This is a genomic window from Enterococcus sp. DIV2402 (genome assembly GCF_017426705.2).
Lineage (GTDB): Bacteria > Bacillota > Bacilli > Lactobacillales > Enterococcaceae > Enterococcus_F > Enterococcus_F lowellii.
This window is the reverse complement of record NZ_CP147251.1, coordinates 283245-299286: the sequence shown is the minus strand read 5'-3', so window position 1 is coordinate 299286 and position 16042 is coordinate 283245. Positions and strand designations below refer to the sequence as shown.

The window sequence follows — 16042 nt, the reverse complement described above, 5'->3', positions numbered from 1 at the left end:
CTGTTGGAAAATTATTCTGCTTGTGATAATATGAATTAGTTGCAAGGAGGATAACAAAATGATTGAATTAATCGCAACTGTTGAGTCAACAGAACAAGCCAAAGAATTGTTACCAATCGTTGATACGATTTTCTTTGGAGAAGAAATGTTTGGGTTACGTTTACCCCATACGTTTTCAAGAGAAGAGCAAAAAGAATTAGTCGAACTTGCTCATCAAGCAGGCAAGCAAGCGATGGTCGCCGTAAACGGGTTGATGCATCCTGAAAAAATGAAAATGATTCCTGAATATTTAGCTTTTTTACATGAGATTCAAGTGGATAAGATTTCTGTTGGAGATGTAGGAGTTATTTATGTCTTGAACAAACATCCCGAATGGCAATTACCCTTTGTGTATGATGGTGAAACGCTAGTTACGAGTGCGCGTCAAATTAATTTTTGGGCAAAACGAGGAGCAAATGGTGCTGTTTTAGCACGTGAAGTTCCGTTTGATGAAATGAAAGCATTGGTTCAAACGGTGGAAGTACCTGTAGAAGTGTTAGTATACGGCGCGACATGCATTCATCAATCAAAACGTCCATTATTGCAAAATTACTATCATTTTACGCAACAAAATGAAGATATTAGTAAAGCGCGCGGATTATTTTTATCTGAACCGAAAAAAGATTATACTCATTATTCTATTTATGAAGATAGTCATGGCACACACATTTTTGCAAGTAATGATGTTTGTTTAATGAGGGAAGTAGCGGATTTGCATGCACTAGGATATCAAACCTGGAAGCTAGATGGTATATTTTGTAGCGGCCAAAACTTTGTGGAAATTGCTCGCTTGTTTAATCAAGCACGCCAAGCAATTTTAGCAAATGAATGGACACCAACATTGGCGGATGATTTGTACAAAAAAGTACAAAGTCTACATCCTGAAAATCGTGAGTTAGATACAGGCTTTTATTATATTGAGCCAAGTAAAATTAAATAAGGAGCAAGAAAATGACTGTTAAACAAGCATTAAAACGACCAGAAGTCTTAGCTCCAGCTGGGACTTTGGAAAAACTAAAGACAGCCATTCGTTATGGTGCGGATGCCGTGTATATTGGCGGCAATGCTTATGGATTACGTAGCCGCGCAGGAAACTTCACCTATGAACAGATGGCAGAAGGTGTGGCATTTGCAAAAGAACATCAGGCAAAAGTGTATGTTGCAGCAAATATGGTTACTCATGAACAAAACCAAGCGGGTGCCGGAGAATTTTTCCGTGAATTGCGTGATGTGGGAATTTCTGCAGTAATTGTTTCTGATCCAGCCTTAATTGAAATTTGTGCGACAGAAGCACCAGGCTTACCGATTCATTTATCAACCCAAGCGTCAGCAACTAACTACGAAACACTTGAATTTTGGAAAGAAGAAGGGCTAGAACGAGTAGTCTTAGCGCGCGAAGTTTCTATGGAAGAAGTGGCGGAAATTCGTAAAAATACGGATATTGAAATTGAAGCTTTTATTCATGGTGCCATGTGTATCTCCTATTCAGGTCGTTGTACGTTGTCTAATCATATGGCGATGCGTGATGCTAATCGGGGTGGTTGTTGCCAATCCTGTCGTTGGAAATATGATTTATATGACTTACCATTTGGTGGAGAACGTCATAGCTTAACAGAAAATGGGACTGTGGCAGAAGAATTTTCAATGAGTGCAGTAGATATGTCAATGATTGAACACATTCCTGATTTGATTCAAAACGGTGTTGATAGTTTTAAAATTGAAGGCCGCATGAAATCGATTCATTATGTCTCAACTGTTGCCAATGTTTATAAAGCAGCCGTGGATAGTTATATGGCAGATCCTGAAAATTATGTCTGCAAGCAAGAATGGATTGATGAGTTATGGAAAGTTGCGCAACGTGAACTTGCGACTGGCTTTTATTACAAGACACCTTCTGAAAATGAACAACTATTTGGAGAACGACGAAAAATTCCTGAGTATAAATTTATAGGTGAAGTGTTAAATTATGATGAAATAACACAAATCGCAACAATTCGTCAACGGAATCTTTTTGAAGTAGGCGATGAAATTGAATTTTATGGTCCAGGCTTCCATCATTTTGAGCAAGTTGTGCATGAAATGTATGATGAAGAGGGACAAAGTATTGATCGTGCACCTAACCCGATGATGATTTTAACGATGCCAGTGACGCAACCGGTTCAACCTGGCGATATGATACGTAAACGCAAATAAACTTCCAAGCTAAAACAGAAAAAGCCAATCTGTTTTAGCTTTTGTTTTTTTGGTATATGATACAGAAAAAAGGAGGGAGAAAGGATGTCACCAACACTTACGTTTGCCTTTGGTGGTGTGACATTTTTTGGTATTTTACTACTGTTAAGTGTATTACTAAAGTTGACGGGTGGGCGTTTTTGGTCACTGCCATTCGCGATAATGAATCCACAGTTGGAAGCTAAAATTGGTGAACAGTTGCGGGTGTTTATTCTAAAATATATTCCAGTGCCATTTGTTCTATTTCTACTCTTGTTTTTATATGAAATGTGGCGATATTAGGAGGAAAAAATGAAAATTGAAGAAGTCATGAAAGTAACAGAGTCTCATTATCATTTACTATTAGATGCCGATCCTTCACGTGAATTGGTGACGGAATATCTGCAGCGAGGGAGGTTATTTGAGGCATGCATTGCTAAAAAAGTGGTAGGAGTGCTAGTAATCTTACCTACACGTCCTGAAACGCTCGAAATTGTCAATTTAGCAGTGGATGAACATTACCGAGGGAAAGGAATTGCGCAACGATTATTGAAACATGCCTTAGTTGTGGCAAAAGATGCTCAGTATAAAACCCTTGAAGTAGGTACAGGAAGCACCGGAGTTGAGCAGCTTTATTTATATCAAAAGTGTGGGTTTCGTATGACGCATATTGATCGTGATTTTTTTGTACGGCATTATACAGCACCGATTATTGAAAATGGCTTGGTTCTAAAAGATATGGTGCGCTTATCTCAAGATATCTGAAATTCTTGACGGATAGGCAGGGCAATGATAGCTTGAAGAGTGAAAATGATTGGAGGAAATACTGTGAAAACATTTGATTATATTGTTATCGGGGGCGGTAGCGGGGGAATTGCCTCGGCAAATCGTGCAGGAATGCATGGTGCGAAAGTTTTGTTAATTGAAGGAAATGAACTAGGTGGTACCTGTGTAAACGTTGGGTGTGTACCTAAGAAAGTCATGTGGCAAGCAAGCGAAATTTATGAAACGATTAAACGTGATGCAAAGAGTTACGGTATTTATCCACATGTGGAAAACTTCAATTTCGGTGAACTTGTGGATAACCGGGAGAAATATATCGACTTTTTACATGGAGCGTATAAAAAAGGCTTAGATAGCAACAGTGTAGAGGTGATAAAAGGTTATGCACAGTTTGTGGATAACTCTACAGTTGAAGTAAATGGCGAACGTTTTACTGCGGCAAATATTTTAATTGCTGTAGGAGGACGACCAAGTGCATTAGATGTACCTGGTGGGGAATATGCCATTGATTCCAATGGATTTTTTGAATTAACTGAAGCACCAAAACACTTAATTGTACTTGGTGCAGGGTATATTGCTGCCGAAATTGCAGGTGTAATGAATGGGTTAGGTAGCAAAGTTTCATGGGCTTTCCGTAAAGAACGTCCATTGCGTCATTTTGATAAAATGCTTGCTGATAATTTGGTTGAAATTTACGAAGAACAAGCGATGACGATTTATGCAAATTCAGTTCCTGCGAAAATTGAAAAAAATGGAAATAACTATACGGTTACTTTTGAAAATGGTCATACGTTAACTGGAGACTGCGTATTATTTGCGGGTGGACGTAAACCGAATGTGGATAACTTAGGACTAGAAAATACTGAGGTTAAATTAGATGATCGTGGATTTGTCCACGTGGATAAGTTCCAAAATACAACAGCGCAAGGAATTTATGCGATTGGCGATGTAATTGGTAAAATTGATTTAACGCCAGTTGCGATTGCGGCAGGTCGTCGTTTATCGGAACGCTTGTTTAATGGACAAACAGAATTATATCTTGATTACAACTTAGTACCAACTGTTGTATTCACCCATCCACCAATCGCAACTATTGGTTTAACAGAAGAAGAAGCGTTGGAAAACTATGGGGATGAAGTAAAAGTATATCGCTCTCGTTTTACGCCCATGTATTTTGCGTTGAATGACTATCGTCAAAAATGCGAAATGAAATTAATTTGTGTAGGCAAAGAAGAAAAAATTGTAGGATTGCATGGCATTGGTAAAGGTGTCGATGAGATGTTACAAGGCTTTGCTGTGGCAATTAAAATGGGTGCAACAAAAGCCGATTTTGATAATACGATAGCTATTCATCCAACTGGTGCGGAAGAATTTGTTACGATGCGTTAAGGAAAAGCCTGATCGTTGAGCGATTAGGCTTTTTTTACGAACAATTTGTAGCTTTTATGCTGGAATTCGTCTTGAGACATTGACCTGTACGTAGGAAAATTGTAGGATGATGGCAAGGTTCTTTTGTTAATTGACAGAGAAAGGGTTGCGTGGGAAAGCTGTGAATACGATGCTTCAATTTATTTGTTCATTTTTCGATGTTCAAATAGGAGAACCTTTAATTTATATGATTCGTTAATGAATGTTGGTGTGATAGTCAATTAAGATTTTTTTCGAACTTATTTCATATTATGGCTAGCATGCAAGGACAAATTCGACGACGAAAAGTACCAAAAATAATTTTTGAGGAAGTGTAAAAATGAAAAAAGAATTTTCAGTCAAAACCATTGTTGCTATTGGGATTGGCTCGGCAGTATTTGTTATTCTAGGACGTTTTGTTTCGATTCCAACAGGTGTTCCAAATACAAATTTAGAAACAACCTATCCATTTCTAGCATTAATGGCGGCATTATTTGGTCCGGTTCCGGCAGCGTTAGTTGGTTTTATTGGTCATACATTAAAAGATTTAACGTATGGGAATCCTTGGTGGTCATGGATTGTTTGTTCAGCAATTGTTGGATTTATTTATGGAGTAGCTACGCAGAAAATCAAATTAATGAATGGCGAATTTTCCAAAACAGATATGATTCGTTTTAACGTTATGCAAATTGTCGGGAATGCGGTTGTTTGGGGATTCATTGCGCCAACCTTAGATATTTTAATCTACAGTGAACCCGCAAATAAAGTGTATTTCCAAGGATTAATTTCAGCAACAGTTAATTCGATTGCAGTTGGTATTATCGGTACGTTATTGATGAAAGCCTATGCGTCCAGACAAACGAAAAAAGGTAGTCTCAAAAAAGATTAAAAAAGAAAGAAGGGAGAGTGTGTCTGTTCCTTCTTTCTTTTTGCGATAATATCATTTATGACAAAATTTTGGTAAGATTGGAGAAGAATAATAACTGAGGAGAAGACAATGACAGAACCAATAATTGTATTTAAAGATTTTTCATTTCAATACAATAGCCAATCAGAACCAACTTTAAAAAAAATCAATCTTACTATCCAGTCAGGGGAAAAAGTTTTAATTGTGGGACCATCTGGTAGTGGAAAATCAACTTTTGCCCATTGTTTAAATGGATTAGTTCCCAACCAATATGCAGGGGATATCACTGGCGAGGCATGGATTGCCGGCAAAAAATTGCAAGAGACCTCGTTATTTGATTTGTCGTTTACGACCGGTACAGTTTTACAAGACACGGATGGACAATTTATCGGCTTGACTGTGGCCGAGGATATGGCATTTGTATTGGAAAATGATGGAGTTGCTCTAGCAGAAATGCGTGAAAAAGTGTCGCGCTGGGCAGAGCTAGTAGATGTTGCAGAGCAATTGGATAAGCGACCACAAGATTTATCTGGTGGACAAAAACAACGTGTTTCGATGGCAGGTGTGATGATTGATGATGCGCCATTGCTATTATTTGATGAACCGTTAGCTAATTTAGATCCAGCTGCAGGAAAAGCTGCAATTGAACTGATTGATTCACTACATCAGCAAACCCAAGCAACGGTAGTTATGATTGAACATCGCTTAGAAGATGCGTTAGCTAAACCATTTGATCGAATTATTGTTTTTAATGATGGTCAAATTGTTGCGGACCAAACTCCCGATGAATTGTTAAAAACTTCAATTTTGGCAGAAAATGGTATTCGTGAACCATTGTATGTGACGGCTCTAAAATATGCGCAGGTTGATTTACAAAGGGTGAACCATTTAGCTGATGTGACGCAAGTAGCAGGTGCACAATTAGCAGAAAAAATGGCAGACTGGCAAAGTAATTTATTTGATTTAGAGACATCGGATGAAACAGCTGTTTTGCTTGAGGTAAAAAACCTGAACTATCGTTATCGTCCTCAAGATGCAAATGTTTTAAAACAATTAACTACGCGTTTTTACCAAGGAGAACGTCTAAGTTTTGTTGGGAAAAATGGCGCAGGGAAATCGACTTTATTCAAGGCTTTATGCGGTTTTGTACGTCCAAAAGGCACTATGGAATGGCAAGGTCAAGACATCGGTAATGACTCGATTAAAGAACGCGCGGATAAAATTGGATATGTTATGCAAAATCCTAATCAGATGATTTCACAAAAAATGATTTTTGATGAAGTTGCGTTAGGATTACGATTGAGGCATGTTGATGAAAAGGAAATTGAGCAGCGTGTTTTTCACGTGTTAAACGTTTGTGGTTTATATCCATTTCGTAATTGGCCAATCGCAGCTTTAAGTTATGGTCAGAAAAAACGTGTAACCATTGCTGCTATTTTAGTTTTAGAACCGGAAATGTTGGTGTTAGATGAGCCAACTGCTGGACAAGATTTTCGCAATTATTCAGAAATGATGGCATTTATTGAGGAGCTTAATCACCTAGGTAAAACAATTGTCATGATTACACATGACATGCACGTAATGCTTGAGTATAGCGATCGTGTGTTAGTGATTAAAGATGGGGATATTTTAGCAGATACGACACCGATTCAGCTGCTAACAAATCAAGAATTAGTGCAAGAGGCATCTTTAAAAGAAACCAGCCTATTTACATTTGCAAAGCAGCTTGGTCTAGCGGATCCAATTGCGTTTACACGTAAGTTTATTCAATACGATCGGGAGGTACGCAAGCGATGAATCAACAAACATTAGGTTATCATTCAGGTAAGACAGTTTTGCATCGCTTAAATGCTACAGCGAAGATGCTTTTTCTATTGATAGTAACTATCGCTACAATGACAACATACGATACGCGCTTTTTAGTGTTTGTAGGTGTAGCTTCATTAGGATTGTTTAAATTAGGCAATATCCAGTGGCATCAAATTTCCTTTGTCATGAAATTTATTTTATTTTTTTCGTTGTTAAATATTTTGGCAATCTATTTATTTGAACCAGAATATGGCGTTTCTTTGTATGGTACACGGCATGTATTATGGATAGGCTGGGGACGTTTTACCTTTACACAAGAAGAATTATTTTACCTAGGTAATGTCGCACTGAAGTATTTTAGCACGATTCCATTAGCATTAACATTTTTGTTAACCACCAATCCTAGTAGTTTTGCGTCCAGTTTAAATAAATTAGGTATTAGCTATAAAATTAGTTATGCTGTAGCGCTGGCATTACGTTATATTCCTGATATTCAAGAAGATTTCTTTAGTATATCCCAAGCGCAACAAGCTCGTGGCTTAGAGATGTCAAAAAAAGGAAAATTTTCGCAACGAATAACAGGCATCTCTCAAATTGTATTACCTTTAATTTTTTCAAGTTTAGATCGAATTGAAACCATTAGTACTGCTATGGAATTGCGTCGTTTTGGTCAAAAGAAAAAACGCACGTGGTATGTAGAAGAACCTTTTAAAGTGAGTGATTATCTAGTTATCGTCTTAGCGTTAAGTTTGTTTTTGATAACATTGGCGTTGTTTCATGTCAACGGAGGTCGTTTTTATAATCCGTTTATGTAAGTTAACCGAGGAATTCGACTAACTTTTTCACTTAAGCAACAACCTTATCAAACGACTATCAACTATTAGGAACAAGTCTCTAAAAGTGAAGAGGCTGCATGCCAATCGCTTTGGAAAATATGAAAAGAGGAAAGTAAGCATGAGTTTAACTAAAAGCGAATTAACCCAAACTAGAACTGAAATGGCTAAAAACTATGAGCAACTCAATATGTCACCAATCGACATTCAAAAAGCATTGAATTTTAGTCCCTTAGATTTAAAAAATGCCTTAGAAGTAGTGCCACATTATAATCCGACAAATGTTTGGAAATTGCGTGATTACTTAGAAGAAAAACTAAAAGAACAAGGCAAACCATTTTATCCTTTTTCGATTCTTACGATAAATAGATATTATCCCTATGAAAAAAATTGGTAGGGCACTAAAATAGCAGGTAAACTCATCGACGGATGAGTTTACCTGCTATTTTTAGTTTTGTCTCGTCAAAATACTTTCAGTAATTGACAATAAGGTTTCTTTGGTTTGCAAAGAATTGTTTGGTAATTTGTTAATGCCTTTAATGGCTTGTTTGGTATAATCTGCAGCTAACGCTTGTGCTTTGGTTACGCCACCTAAGTCATGCACCAGTTGATGAACGTATTGTGCGTCTTCATGAGTCATGGCTTCTTTTTTTTCTAATAAAGGAACAAGAGCCGCACGATTTTCTTGTAACGCATACAATAAAGGTAAGGAATAAATGCCTTGGCGTACATCTTCTAGTACGGGTTTGCCAATGGTAGTAGCTGATTGGCTATAATCTAAAATATCATCAATCATTTGAAAAGCCATCCCGATTTGTTGCCCAATCTCACTAGCCTTTTTGGCAAAATGAGTTGTTGTACCACTTTCCAAAGCTCCGATAAAACAACTCAAAGCAAAGAGTTCGGCAGTTTTACCGGAAATATTTTCGAGATACGCATCTACCGTCATATCTACATTGTAATGATTGTCCATTTGACCTAATTCACCAGACAGAATTTTCTCCATACTGCGCGAATTTAGTTGTAAGCTTTTCATTGAGCCGGCATAATCGGCCATTAATTTAAAACAGCTGACAAAAAGATAATCCCCTGCGTAAACAGCAGTTGTATTATCAAATTTGGCACGTACGGTCGGCAAATTCCGACGAACATCAGCTTCATCAACAATATCATCATGAATCAAAGTTGCTGTGTGGAGCATTTCAATTGCAGCTGCAAGAGCGACCGCTTTTTGCCGGTCTTGCTCAGGACCAAATTGGGAAAAAAGGAGCTGATAGGCTGGACGCAAAAGTTTTCCACCTGCTTGTATCATTTCTAAAATGGCCTGCTGCACAGGTTTGTTTTTTAATTGGATGGCGTTTTCCATTAATGCCAAGGTTTGAGTTAACTCTGGTTGTAAGCGTGGATACGCCTGCCACATTGGATGAATTTTCATAAAAATCTCCTTTGTTACGTTTTCCATGAGACGTGTGTCTGTTCTTCATATTCAGTTTGAAAGCGGCGCAAGGTGTCAACACGTTGTAATAGATAGTTTGCAGAGATACCAATCGCAATACCCGATAAAATGCCTAAAAACGAAAGGATTGGCAGATAAAGCATAACCGTCCATGATTGGGCAATCCATGAAGCAGTGACCAATTGTCCAACATTATGCATAAATCCCCCAGTTGCACTGATACCAATGATACTGACGCGTTTTGGCCCAAGCTGTTTGACGAGGAGCATCCCACCATAACTTAATAATGCTCCGCTCATACTATACAAGAAAGTTGAGATAGTTCCCCCAAGTAAAGTGGTCAAAATCAATCGCATCCAAAGCAACATAAAACTTTCTCGTTTAGGCATTGTAAACAAAGCAATAATTGTAATTAAATTGGCTAAACCTAATTTGGCTCCCGGTGCAAAAGCAAAAGGATAGGGAATCATATTTTCAATCAGGCCAATAATGACTCCTTGAGCAACTAGTAACGCAATAAAAATAATTCTTCGTAATCGGCTCATAATTAACGACGACTAATAAATTAAATCGTCCATGTCACTCCCATCTGCTGTTTGAATTTCAATTACAAGTTTATGCGGGAGGCACACGATGGTCTCGCCATTTTTTGATGCCCAACCACGGCGGACACAAATTTGATCGCCACAATCGGCTTCTTTAATGCGGATGCGATCGCCTTGAATTTCAATTAAATTTGAATCGCCATCGTCATCTTCGTATAAGTAAGTAAATGTTTCTTGCCCTTCAATTAAATCAAAGGTTTTAATTTCTTCTCCATCAACACGTAAAATCGCCCGTTTTTCGACAACTGCCGATTCGGCTGTTTGTTGCATAGAGAAAAGGATAATGGGTAAAAAAGAACTCACAATCAAGACCAAAACGATGACACCATCCCATGGTTTTAATCGGCTATTTTTGATAAATTCTTTCATGTTCACGAGAGGGTCCTCCTTTTGATGACTTCTTTTTTATTCTAGCATAAACTAAAAATTCTGTATAAACATTTTGAAAATGGCTGGAACGTGATGAAATCTCTGTCCCAGCCATTATCTTTATTTTTTATTTTTGACCATACATAGATTTCGGTTTTCCGTACCACCAATTACCCAGTGTACGTTGTAACCATGGAATTACCCAACGGTCTAATCCGACTGCACGACCAGAACCATTCATTAAAGCAAAGGCAACTGGAATAAACCAGATATTTACCCAGAAGAACATTCCTGATAGACAGAATGTTGCAACTAAAACAATTGTTGTGGCACTAAATAACCAAGTGAAAAGACCTGCAATAATGGCAAGTGCAATTCCAATTTCAATAAAGACCATCATTTTTTGGAAGAACATCGCAACTTCCATATTTGGCATTACGACTTTCATCACGCTAACAAACCAATCAGGAGCTTTTTCAAGTACGGCCATTGGTTGTTCGCCATAACCATAACTTAAACCAAAGTGAGCGACTGTTTCTACTGCACCAGCACCCGCATCGGTTGCACCACTTGCAGCACTGGCAACATCAGCACTTGCTGAACTTGCAGCATCCGTTGCTGCTTGATAATCCCATGTCCAAGGGAAGACACTGTCACCTTGGAACCATGAACCTTCGCCAAACCAGGTACTTGGTTTGAGCCATTCACCTTCACCCACAATTTTCTTGAAGGCTTCTAGTAACCAAACTAAACCGTAGAAAATACGTAGTGGTACACTCCATAAGACGTTTCCGTAACGAGAAGTATGTCCACGTGCTACGTTGCGGTCATCTTTAATATGGAAGAATTCATGCATCATATATTGGAACATATAGTAACCAGAACGAATATCAAAGAAATATTTCAAGTTTACGATATGTTTCATGATAATAGCTAAGAAACCACTTAAATGAATTTTATTGAATAAGTTTGCCACGCCCCATTTAGCACCGACAGAAACCATAAATCCTTGATAGTTGCCTTTAAACTTATGTTTTTCGCCACCTTTAATTGCTGCAACAATATTGCTTGCAGCTGTGTGACCAGTTTGTTCGGCTGCTTGAACGATTTGTGGTGTTGGTGTATTTGGAAATTCTTCGTAGAATACTAAGTCACCGATAACGTAGATATTTTTATCTTCGTAACCTTTTGCTTCCATGTATTCATTAGCAACTAGACGATTTCCACGAGCTTTTTCCAACCCAAAGTCTGCTGCATCAGAAGTTGCTTTAACCCCAGCTGTCCAAATTAACGTATGTGTTGGAATAGTTGAACCATCTTTTAATTTAATGTAGTCTGGTGCAACTTCAACGATTGGTGCGTTTAAAACTAACTCAACATTTTTGGCTTTTAAGTAACGTTCTGCTTTAGCAGCGTCATTACGACCTAACATATTTAAAATGGTTGGCATTGCTTCAACAACTTTTAAAGTAATTTCGCTTGGATCTAATTTGTAATCTTTCGCTAGACGATCTTTCCAGTCGATTAATTCACCAATCATTTCAATTCCAGTAAACCCAGAACCGCAGACAACGAATGTTAGCATAGCTTTACGAACGGCTACATCAGGTTCTAAGGCAGCTTTGGCAACAGTTGATAAAATGTGTTCACGAATGCGAACGGCATCTTCAAATGACCATAATGTAAAGCCATTTTCTTTAACGCCAGGAGTACCAAAGTCATTTGGCTCGCCACCCATTCCTAAAACCAAATAGTCAAATGGGTATGAACCTAATTTTGTTGTTACGACTTTGTTCTCTTTGTCAATTGATGTCACCGTATCTGTGACCAATTGTACATTTTTCTTACGGGCAAATAAGCGTTGTAAGTCGTATTGAATGGCATCTGGTTCTACACGTCCTCCAGCAACTTCGTGGAGCTCAGTCATCATCGTATGATAAGAGTGGCGGTCGATTAACGTGATAGTGACATCGCTATCTTTTTTAAGCTTTTTAGCTAAAAACTTAGTTGCAGATACACCAGAGTATCCAGCACCGACAACGACAATATTTTTCTTTGTCATTGAAAATCTCTCCTTTAATAGTAAAAATATAATGGTAATAATTACACAATCTATTACATTATAACGAGAAATTACTCGTTTGTCTAAACTTTTTTAAAAATTTCACAAAAAAAATTAAAAAACCAAGAAGCCTGTGAAAGTTAAAAAAATCAATACTTTTTATTTCTTTTTTTGACAATATAGTTGACTTATTTCAAAAAACCTTTAAAATGTTAGATGAATCACAAACTTCTTTGTGAATAATTTTTTTAGAAAGAAAAAGGTGGGAACAAGATGAAAACAAGAAAATTTATGGTAGGGATGACAGTATTTGCTTTCTCAGCATTGGTGTTAGGAGCATGTTCACCAGATAACAATGGCGAAAGTGGCGCAAGTAGTTCAGCCGCTTCTTCAGAAGTAGTAGAATCATCAACAACAACTTCTTCAACAGCGACAGAATCAAGTGCAGCAGAACCTGGAGTTGTTTTACAAGATGGTACGTATAACTTAGAAGAAAAGAACTATAACAATGGATACCGTGTTGTTTTCTCTATGGAAGTAAAAGATGGCAAAATTGTTGAATCTAACTATGACAATGTAAACGAAGAAGGCAAATCAAAAGTTGAAGACGCTGATTACAACAAAAATATGCAAGACAAAGCTGGCATGTCACCAGAAGAGTATATTCCTAAATTAAATGAAGAATTCTTAGCAGCTCAAAGCGCTGATGGCGTAGACGTAGTGACTGGAGCAACACATAGCTCTCATTCATTCCAAAACTATGCACAACAATTAGTTCAAGCCGCTCAAGCTGGCGATACAGCAACAATTGAAATTGACAATGGTGCAGAACTAAAAGATGGCACGTACACATTAGAAGAAAAAAATTACAGCAATGACTATCGTGTTGTATTCTCAATTGACGTAAAAGACGGTAAAATTGTTGAATCTAAATACGATAACGTGAACGAAGCTGGCGAATCAAAAGTTGAAAACAAAGAATACAATGAAATGATGAAATCAAAAGCTGGTGTATCACCAGAAGAATTTATTCCTAAATTCAACGAAGCTTTAGTTGCACAAATGGCTAATGAAGATGGTACACCAGGAGATGTTGAAGTAGTATCTGGTGCAACACATAGTCATCACACATTTGTTCTTTATGCAGAGCAATTAATCAACGCGGCAGAAAAAGGCGACACAGCAACAATTGAAGTGGATAACTTTGTAGAACAATAAAGAAACAATCTATATTTTAGGAAAGAGGCTGGGAATTTTTGTTCCAGCCTTTTCTTTTGCGAAAAAAACTTTTCAATTAGGCAAAAAAAAGCTATGATAAACAAGACAATAAATAGAAAGAGGAACGACATGAAGAAAAAGTTAGGTCTACTCTTAGTAGCACTCCTTACAGTTGTAAGTGTTGCTGCTTGTAGGAACACCACCAAAGAAAATGCCACCACCGAATCTTCTGTTTCCGTTGCAAAAGGCTTACGTGAAAAACCTTATGCGAAAGAAGAATTTTTGTTAGGGACATATGTCCGCATTCGTGTTTACGATGAAGGAAAAGAAGAGGCGTTAGCACCTGCATTTGAGCGTATCGCAGAATTAGGAGATAAGATTACCATTAATCAAGCTGGTTCAGAAATCGATGCAATCAATGAGCAAGCAGGAATTGCCCCTGTCACTGTGTCAGATGATATTTACGACTTGTTAAAACATGCGTATGAATATAGTGTGGAATCAAATGGTGGCTACAATATGGCCATTGGAGCGATTACACAATTATGGAGAATTGGCTTTGATGATGCCCGAAAACCTGAGCAATCAGAAATTGACGAAGCATTAAAACATATTGATTATCATAAGGTTACTTTTAATGATGCCGATAAATCTGTGTATTTAGAAGAAAAAGGTATGATTATCGATTTAGGTGCTATTGCCAAAGGATACATTGCTGATGAAGCAGCCAACGTCTTAAAAGAAAATGGCGTGACATCTGCAATTGTCGATTTAGGTGGAAATATTTTAGTGGTTGGTCACAGTTGGCGTGGAGAAAATGAGGATTGGAATGTTGGTATTCAAGATCCTAATAACGCACGTGGAACAATTTTAGGATCAATCAAAGAAAGCAATAAAACGGTTGTTACTTCGGGGATTTATGAACGCTATTTAGAAGTAGATGGCGAAAAATACCATCATATTTTTAATTCCAAGACGGGCTACCCCTATGATAATGATATTGCCAGTGCAACTGTTATCACAGAAAAATCTATTGATGGCGATGGATTGACGACAGTTATTTTTGACAAAGGCGTTAAAGCAGGACTGGAATATATTGAACAAAATACACCAAAAGGCACGGATGCTATTTTTGTAACCAAAGAAGGCAGAGTATACGTGACTGATGACATTAAGGACACTTTTAAGTTAGATAAAGATTCTGGCTATACGATGGGTGACCGCAGCGAACTTAAATAGCAATCTAGGAGGAAAAAATGTCACTGAAGAATTTTTTAGAAGTTGTTGAGATCCGTACAAAAGTTGCGAGTCTTTTCCCATTTCTTATCGGCGTGCTGTATTCATTAGCACATTTTAACGAATTTCATGGGTTTTATACGGTGTTGTTTTTCATCGGAATGTTAACTTTTGATATGACTACTACAGCGATTAACAATTATATGGACTTTAAAAAGGCACATTCAGATACTTATAAATATGAGCAAAATGTGATTGGTCGTGAACGAATCTCACCTGCGTTGGTTCGTAAAATGATTTTAATTATGTTAGGAATTTCAGCGATTATTGGGCTATTATTAAGCATGATGACTGGCTGGCTCTTTTTAATCATGGGCGGGATGGTTTGCCTAGTTGGAATTTTCTATACATTTGGTCCGATTCCTGTTTCACGTATGCCATTAGGTGAACTTGCGAGTGGCCTAACAATGGGCTTAGGTTTATTTGCGATGACAGTTTATTTGAATACCGTCAATCAACGTGTCTTTTATCTAGATATTAGTTTTAAAAATAATAGTTTTTCATTAAGTGGTCAATTTTGGGGGATTTTAGCAATTTTTGTGGCATCCTTACCTTTAGTATTTACGATTGCCAATATTATGTTGGCGAATAACTTACGCGATTTAGAAACAGACATCGAGAATGACCGCTATACATTGGTTTATTACATTGGTCGTGAAAAGGGCGTACAGTTATTTCAAATCATGATGTATGCTTGTTATGCTACAATTTTAGTAGGCTTTTTATTCTGGGTATTCCGTTGGCCGATTTTAATCGTTTTTGTGAGTTTACCAAAAGTGCGCCGTAATTTGATAGCGTTCCAAGAAACCTTGCCACAACCTAAAAGCTTTGGCTATGCGATTCAAAATATGGTATTGTTTAATGCAAGCTACGTATTAGCATTATTATTGAGTTTACTTTTTTAAAGTGGACGTCTAAATAAAGGTATGTTATACTTTTAAAAAATTAAATATAGAAACATTTGGGGTGCTGTCAAGCTGAGATTATACCCATTGAACCTGAAACAGTTAATACTGGCGCAGGGAAATGTGTTTATTATTGTGATGA

At 37.5% G+C, this 16042-nt stretch carries 16 protein-coding genes and 1 riboswitch; of the genes, 12 read left to right on the top strand and 4 right to left on the bottom strand.

Annotated elements, in window-relative coordinates; genetic code table 11:
• Positions 1-58 precede the first annotated feature (58 nt).
• From DOK78_RS01350 to DOK78_RS01310, 9 genes are all read left to right on the top strand, one after another.
• The gene (locus DOK78_RS01350) at positions 59-979 is read left to right on the top strand and encodes a peptidase U32 family protein (protein ID WP_207941507.1); all 921 of its coding nucleotides are present in this window, start codon (positions 59-61) and stop codon (positions 977-979) included.
• Positions 980-990: 11 nt separating this feature from the next.
• Positions 991-2232, top strand: coding sequence for a peptidase U32 family protein (locus DOK78_RS01345; RefSeq protein WP_207941506.1), 1242 nt, complete (start codon positions 991-993; stop codon positions 2230-2232).
• A gap of 84 nt (positions 2233-2316) precedes the next feature.
• A complete protein-coding gene (locus DOK78_RS01340) occupies positions 2317-2553 on the top strand; it encodes a hypothetical protein (protein WP_207941505.1) in 237 nt (78 codons plus the stop codon).
• A gap of 9 nt (positions 2554-2562) precedes the next feature.
• Positions 2563-3015: a GNAT family N-acetyltransferase gene (locus DOK78_RS01335; RefSeq protein ID WP_207941504.1), complete on the top strand. Its 453-nt coding sequence runs from the start codon at positions 2563-2565 to the stop codon at positions 3013-3015.
• Positions 3016-3078: 63 nt separating this feature from the next.
• Positions 3079-4422, top strand: a complete 1344-nt coding sequence (gene gor, locus DOK78_RS01330; protein ID WP_207941503.1) for a glutathione-disulfide reductase — start codon at positions 3079-3081, stop codon at positions 4420-4422.
• Positions 4423-4780: 358 nt separating this feature from the next.
• Complete coding sequence (locus DOK78_RS01325) at positions 4781-5329, top strand: ECF-type riboflavin transporter substrate-binding protein (RefSeq protein WP_207941502.1); 549 nt, start codon at positions 4781-4783, stop codon at positions 5327-5329.
• A 108-nt stretch (positions 5330-5437) separates the two neighbouring features.
• On the top strand, positions 5438-7144 hold the full coding sequence (locus DOK78_RS01320) for an ABC transporter ATP-binding protein (protein ID WP_207941501.1): 1707 nt from the start codon (positions 5438-5440) through the stop codon (positions 7142-7144).
• Positions 7141-7971, top strand: a complete 831-nt coding sequence (locus DOK78_RS01315; protein WP_207941500.1) for an energy-coupling factor transporter transmembrane component T family protein — start codon at positions 7141-7143, stop codon at positions 7969-7971. Before DOK78_RS01320 ends, DOK78_RS01315 begins: the two co-directional genes overlap by 4 nt.
• A gap of 139 nt (positions 7972-8110) precedes the next feature.
• The gene (locus tag DOK78_RS01310; RefSeq protein WP_207941499.1) at positions 8111-8386 is read left to right on the top strand and encodes a DUF2316 family protein; all 276 of its coding nucleotides are present in this window, start codon (positions 8111-8113) and stop codon (positions 8384-8386) included.
• A gap of 51 nt (positions 8387-8437) precedes the next feature.
• Here the strand turns inward: DOK78_RS01310 and DOK78_RS01305 are convergent, their stop codons facing one another.
• From DOK78_RS01305 to DOK78_RS01290, 4 genes are all read right to left on the bottom strand, one after another.
• Positions 8438-9424, bottom strand: coding sequence for a polyprenyl synthetase family protein (locus DOK78_RS01305; protein ID WP_207941498.1), 987 nt, complete (start codon positions 9422-9424; stop codon positions 8438-8440).
• A gap of 14 nt (positions 9425-9438) precedes the next feature.
• Positions 9439-9990, bottom strand: a complete 552-nt coding sequence (locus DOK78_RS01300) for a Gx transporter family protein (protein WP_207941497.1) — start codon at positions 9988-9990, stop codon at positions 9439-9441.
• A 12-nt stretch (positions 9991-10002) separates the two neighbouring features.
• Positions 10003-10425, bottom strand: coding sequence for a NusG domain II-containing protein (locus DOK78_RS01295; RefSeq protein WP_207941496.1), 423 nt, complete (start codon positions 10423-10425; stop codon positions 10003-10005).
• A 121-nt stretch (positions 10426-10546) separates the two neighbouring features.
• Positions 10547-12481: an NAD(P)/FAD-dependent oxidoreductase gene (locus DOK78_RS01290; protein WP_207941495.1), complete on the bottom strand. Its 1935-nt coding sequence runs from the start codon at positions 12479-12481 to the stop codon at positions 10547-10549.
• 273 nt (positions 12482-12754) lie between these two features.
• Between DOK78_RS01290 and pplA the strand changes: the two genes are divergently transcribed.
• From pplA to menA, 3 genes are all read left to right on the top strand, one after another.
• The gene (gene pplA / locus DOK78_RS01285; protein WP_207941494.1) at positions 12755-13699 is read left to right on the top strand and encodes an extracellular electron transfer flavoprotein PplA; all 945 of its coding nucleotides are present in this window, start codon (positions 12755-12757) and stop codon (positions 13697-13699) included.
• A gap of 129 nt (positions 13700-13828) precedes the next feature.
• Positions 13829-14938 carry an FAD:protein FMN transferase gene (locus DOK78_RS01280; RefSeq protein ID WP_243430607.1) on the top strand — a complete coding sequence of 370 codons (1110 nt, stop codon included), beginning with the start codon at positions 13829-13831 and terminating at the stop codon, positions 14936-14938.
• Between the two features lie 17 nt (positions 14939-14955).
• The gene (gene menA / locus DOK78_RS01275; RefSeq protein ID WP_207941492.1) at positions 14956-15900 is read left to right on the top strand and encodes a 1,4-dihydroxy-2-naphthoate polyprenyltransferase; all 945 of its coding nucleotides are present in this window, start codon (positions 14956-14958) and stop codon (positions 15898-15900) included.
• A gap of 47 nt (positions 15901-15947) precedes the next feature.
• A riboswitch (TPP riboswitch) is annotated at positions 15948-16037 on the top strand.
• Positions 16038-16042: the final 5 nt, after the last annotated feature.

What these genes read in the sequence shown, in the direction of transcription:
- DOK78_RS01305 (WP_207941498.1), bottom strand. Translation starts at nt 9,424, where the DNA reads ATGAAAATTCATCCAATGTGGCAGGCGTATCCACGCTTACAACCAGAG.
- DOK78_RS01310 (WP_207941499.1), top strand. Translation starts at nt 8,111, where the DNA reads ATGAGTTTAACTAAAAGCGAATTAACCCAAACTAGAACTGAAATGGCT.
- DOK78_RS01325 (WP_207941502.1), top strand. Translation starts at nt 4,781, where the DNA reads ATGAAAAAAGAATTTTCAGTCAAAACCATTGTTGCTATTGGGATTGGC.
- DOK78_RS01300 (WP_207941497.1), bottom strand. Translation starts at nt 9,990, where the DNA reads ATGAGCCGATTACGAAGAATTATTTTTATTGCGTTACTAGTTGCTCAA.
- DOK78_RS01335 (WP_207941504.1), top strand. Translation starts at nt 2,563, where the DNA reads ATGAAAATTGAAGAAGTCATGAAAGTAACAGAGTCTCATTATCATTTA.
- DOK78_RS01350 (WP_207941507.1), top strand. Translation starts at nt 59, where the DNA reads ATGATTGAATTAATCGCAACTGTTGAGTCAACAGAACAAGCCAAAGAA.
- pplA (WP_207941494.1), top strand. Translation starts at nt 12,755, where the DNA reads ATGAAAACAAGAAAATTTATGGTAGGGATGACAGTATTTGCTTTCTCA.
- DOK78_RS01340 (WP_207941505.1), top strand. Translation starts at nt 2,317, where the DNA reads ATGTCACCAACACTTACGTTTGCCTTTGGTGGTGTGACATTTTTTGGT.
- DOK78_RS01345 (WP_207941506.1), top strand. Translation starts at nt 991, where the DNA reads ATGACTGTTAAACAAGCATTAAAACGACCAGAAGTCTTAGCTCCAGCT.
- DOK78_RS01280 (WP_243430607.1), top strand. Translation starts at nt 13,829, where the DNA reads ATGAAGAAAAAGTTAGGTCTACTCTTAGTAGCACTCCTTACAGTTGTA.
- menA (WP_207941492.1), top strand. Translation starts at nt 14,956, where the DNA reads ATGTCACTGAAGAATTTTTTAGAAGTTGTTGAGATCCGTACAAAAGTT.
- DOK78_RS01320 (WP_207941501.1), top strand. Translation starts at nt 5,438, where the DNA reads ATGACAGAACCAATAATTGTATTTAAAGATTTTTCATTTCAATACAAT.
- DOK78_RS01315 (WP_207941500.1), top strand. Translation starts at nt 7,141, where the DNA reads ATGAATCAACAAACATTAGGTTATCATTCAGGTAAGACAGTTTTGCAT.
- DOK78_RS01290 (WP_207941495.1), bottom strand. Translation starts at nt 12,481, where the DNA reads ATGACAAAGAAAAATATTGTCGTTGTCGGTGCTGGATACTCTGGTGTA.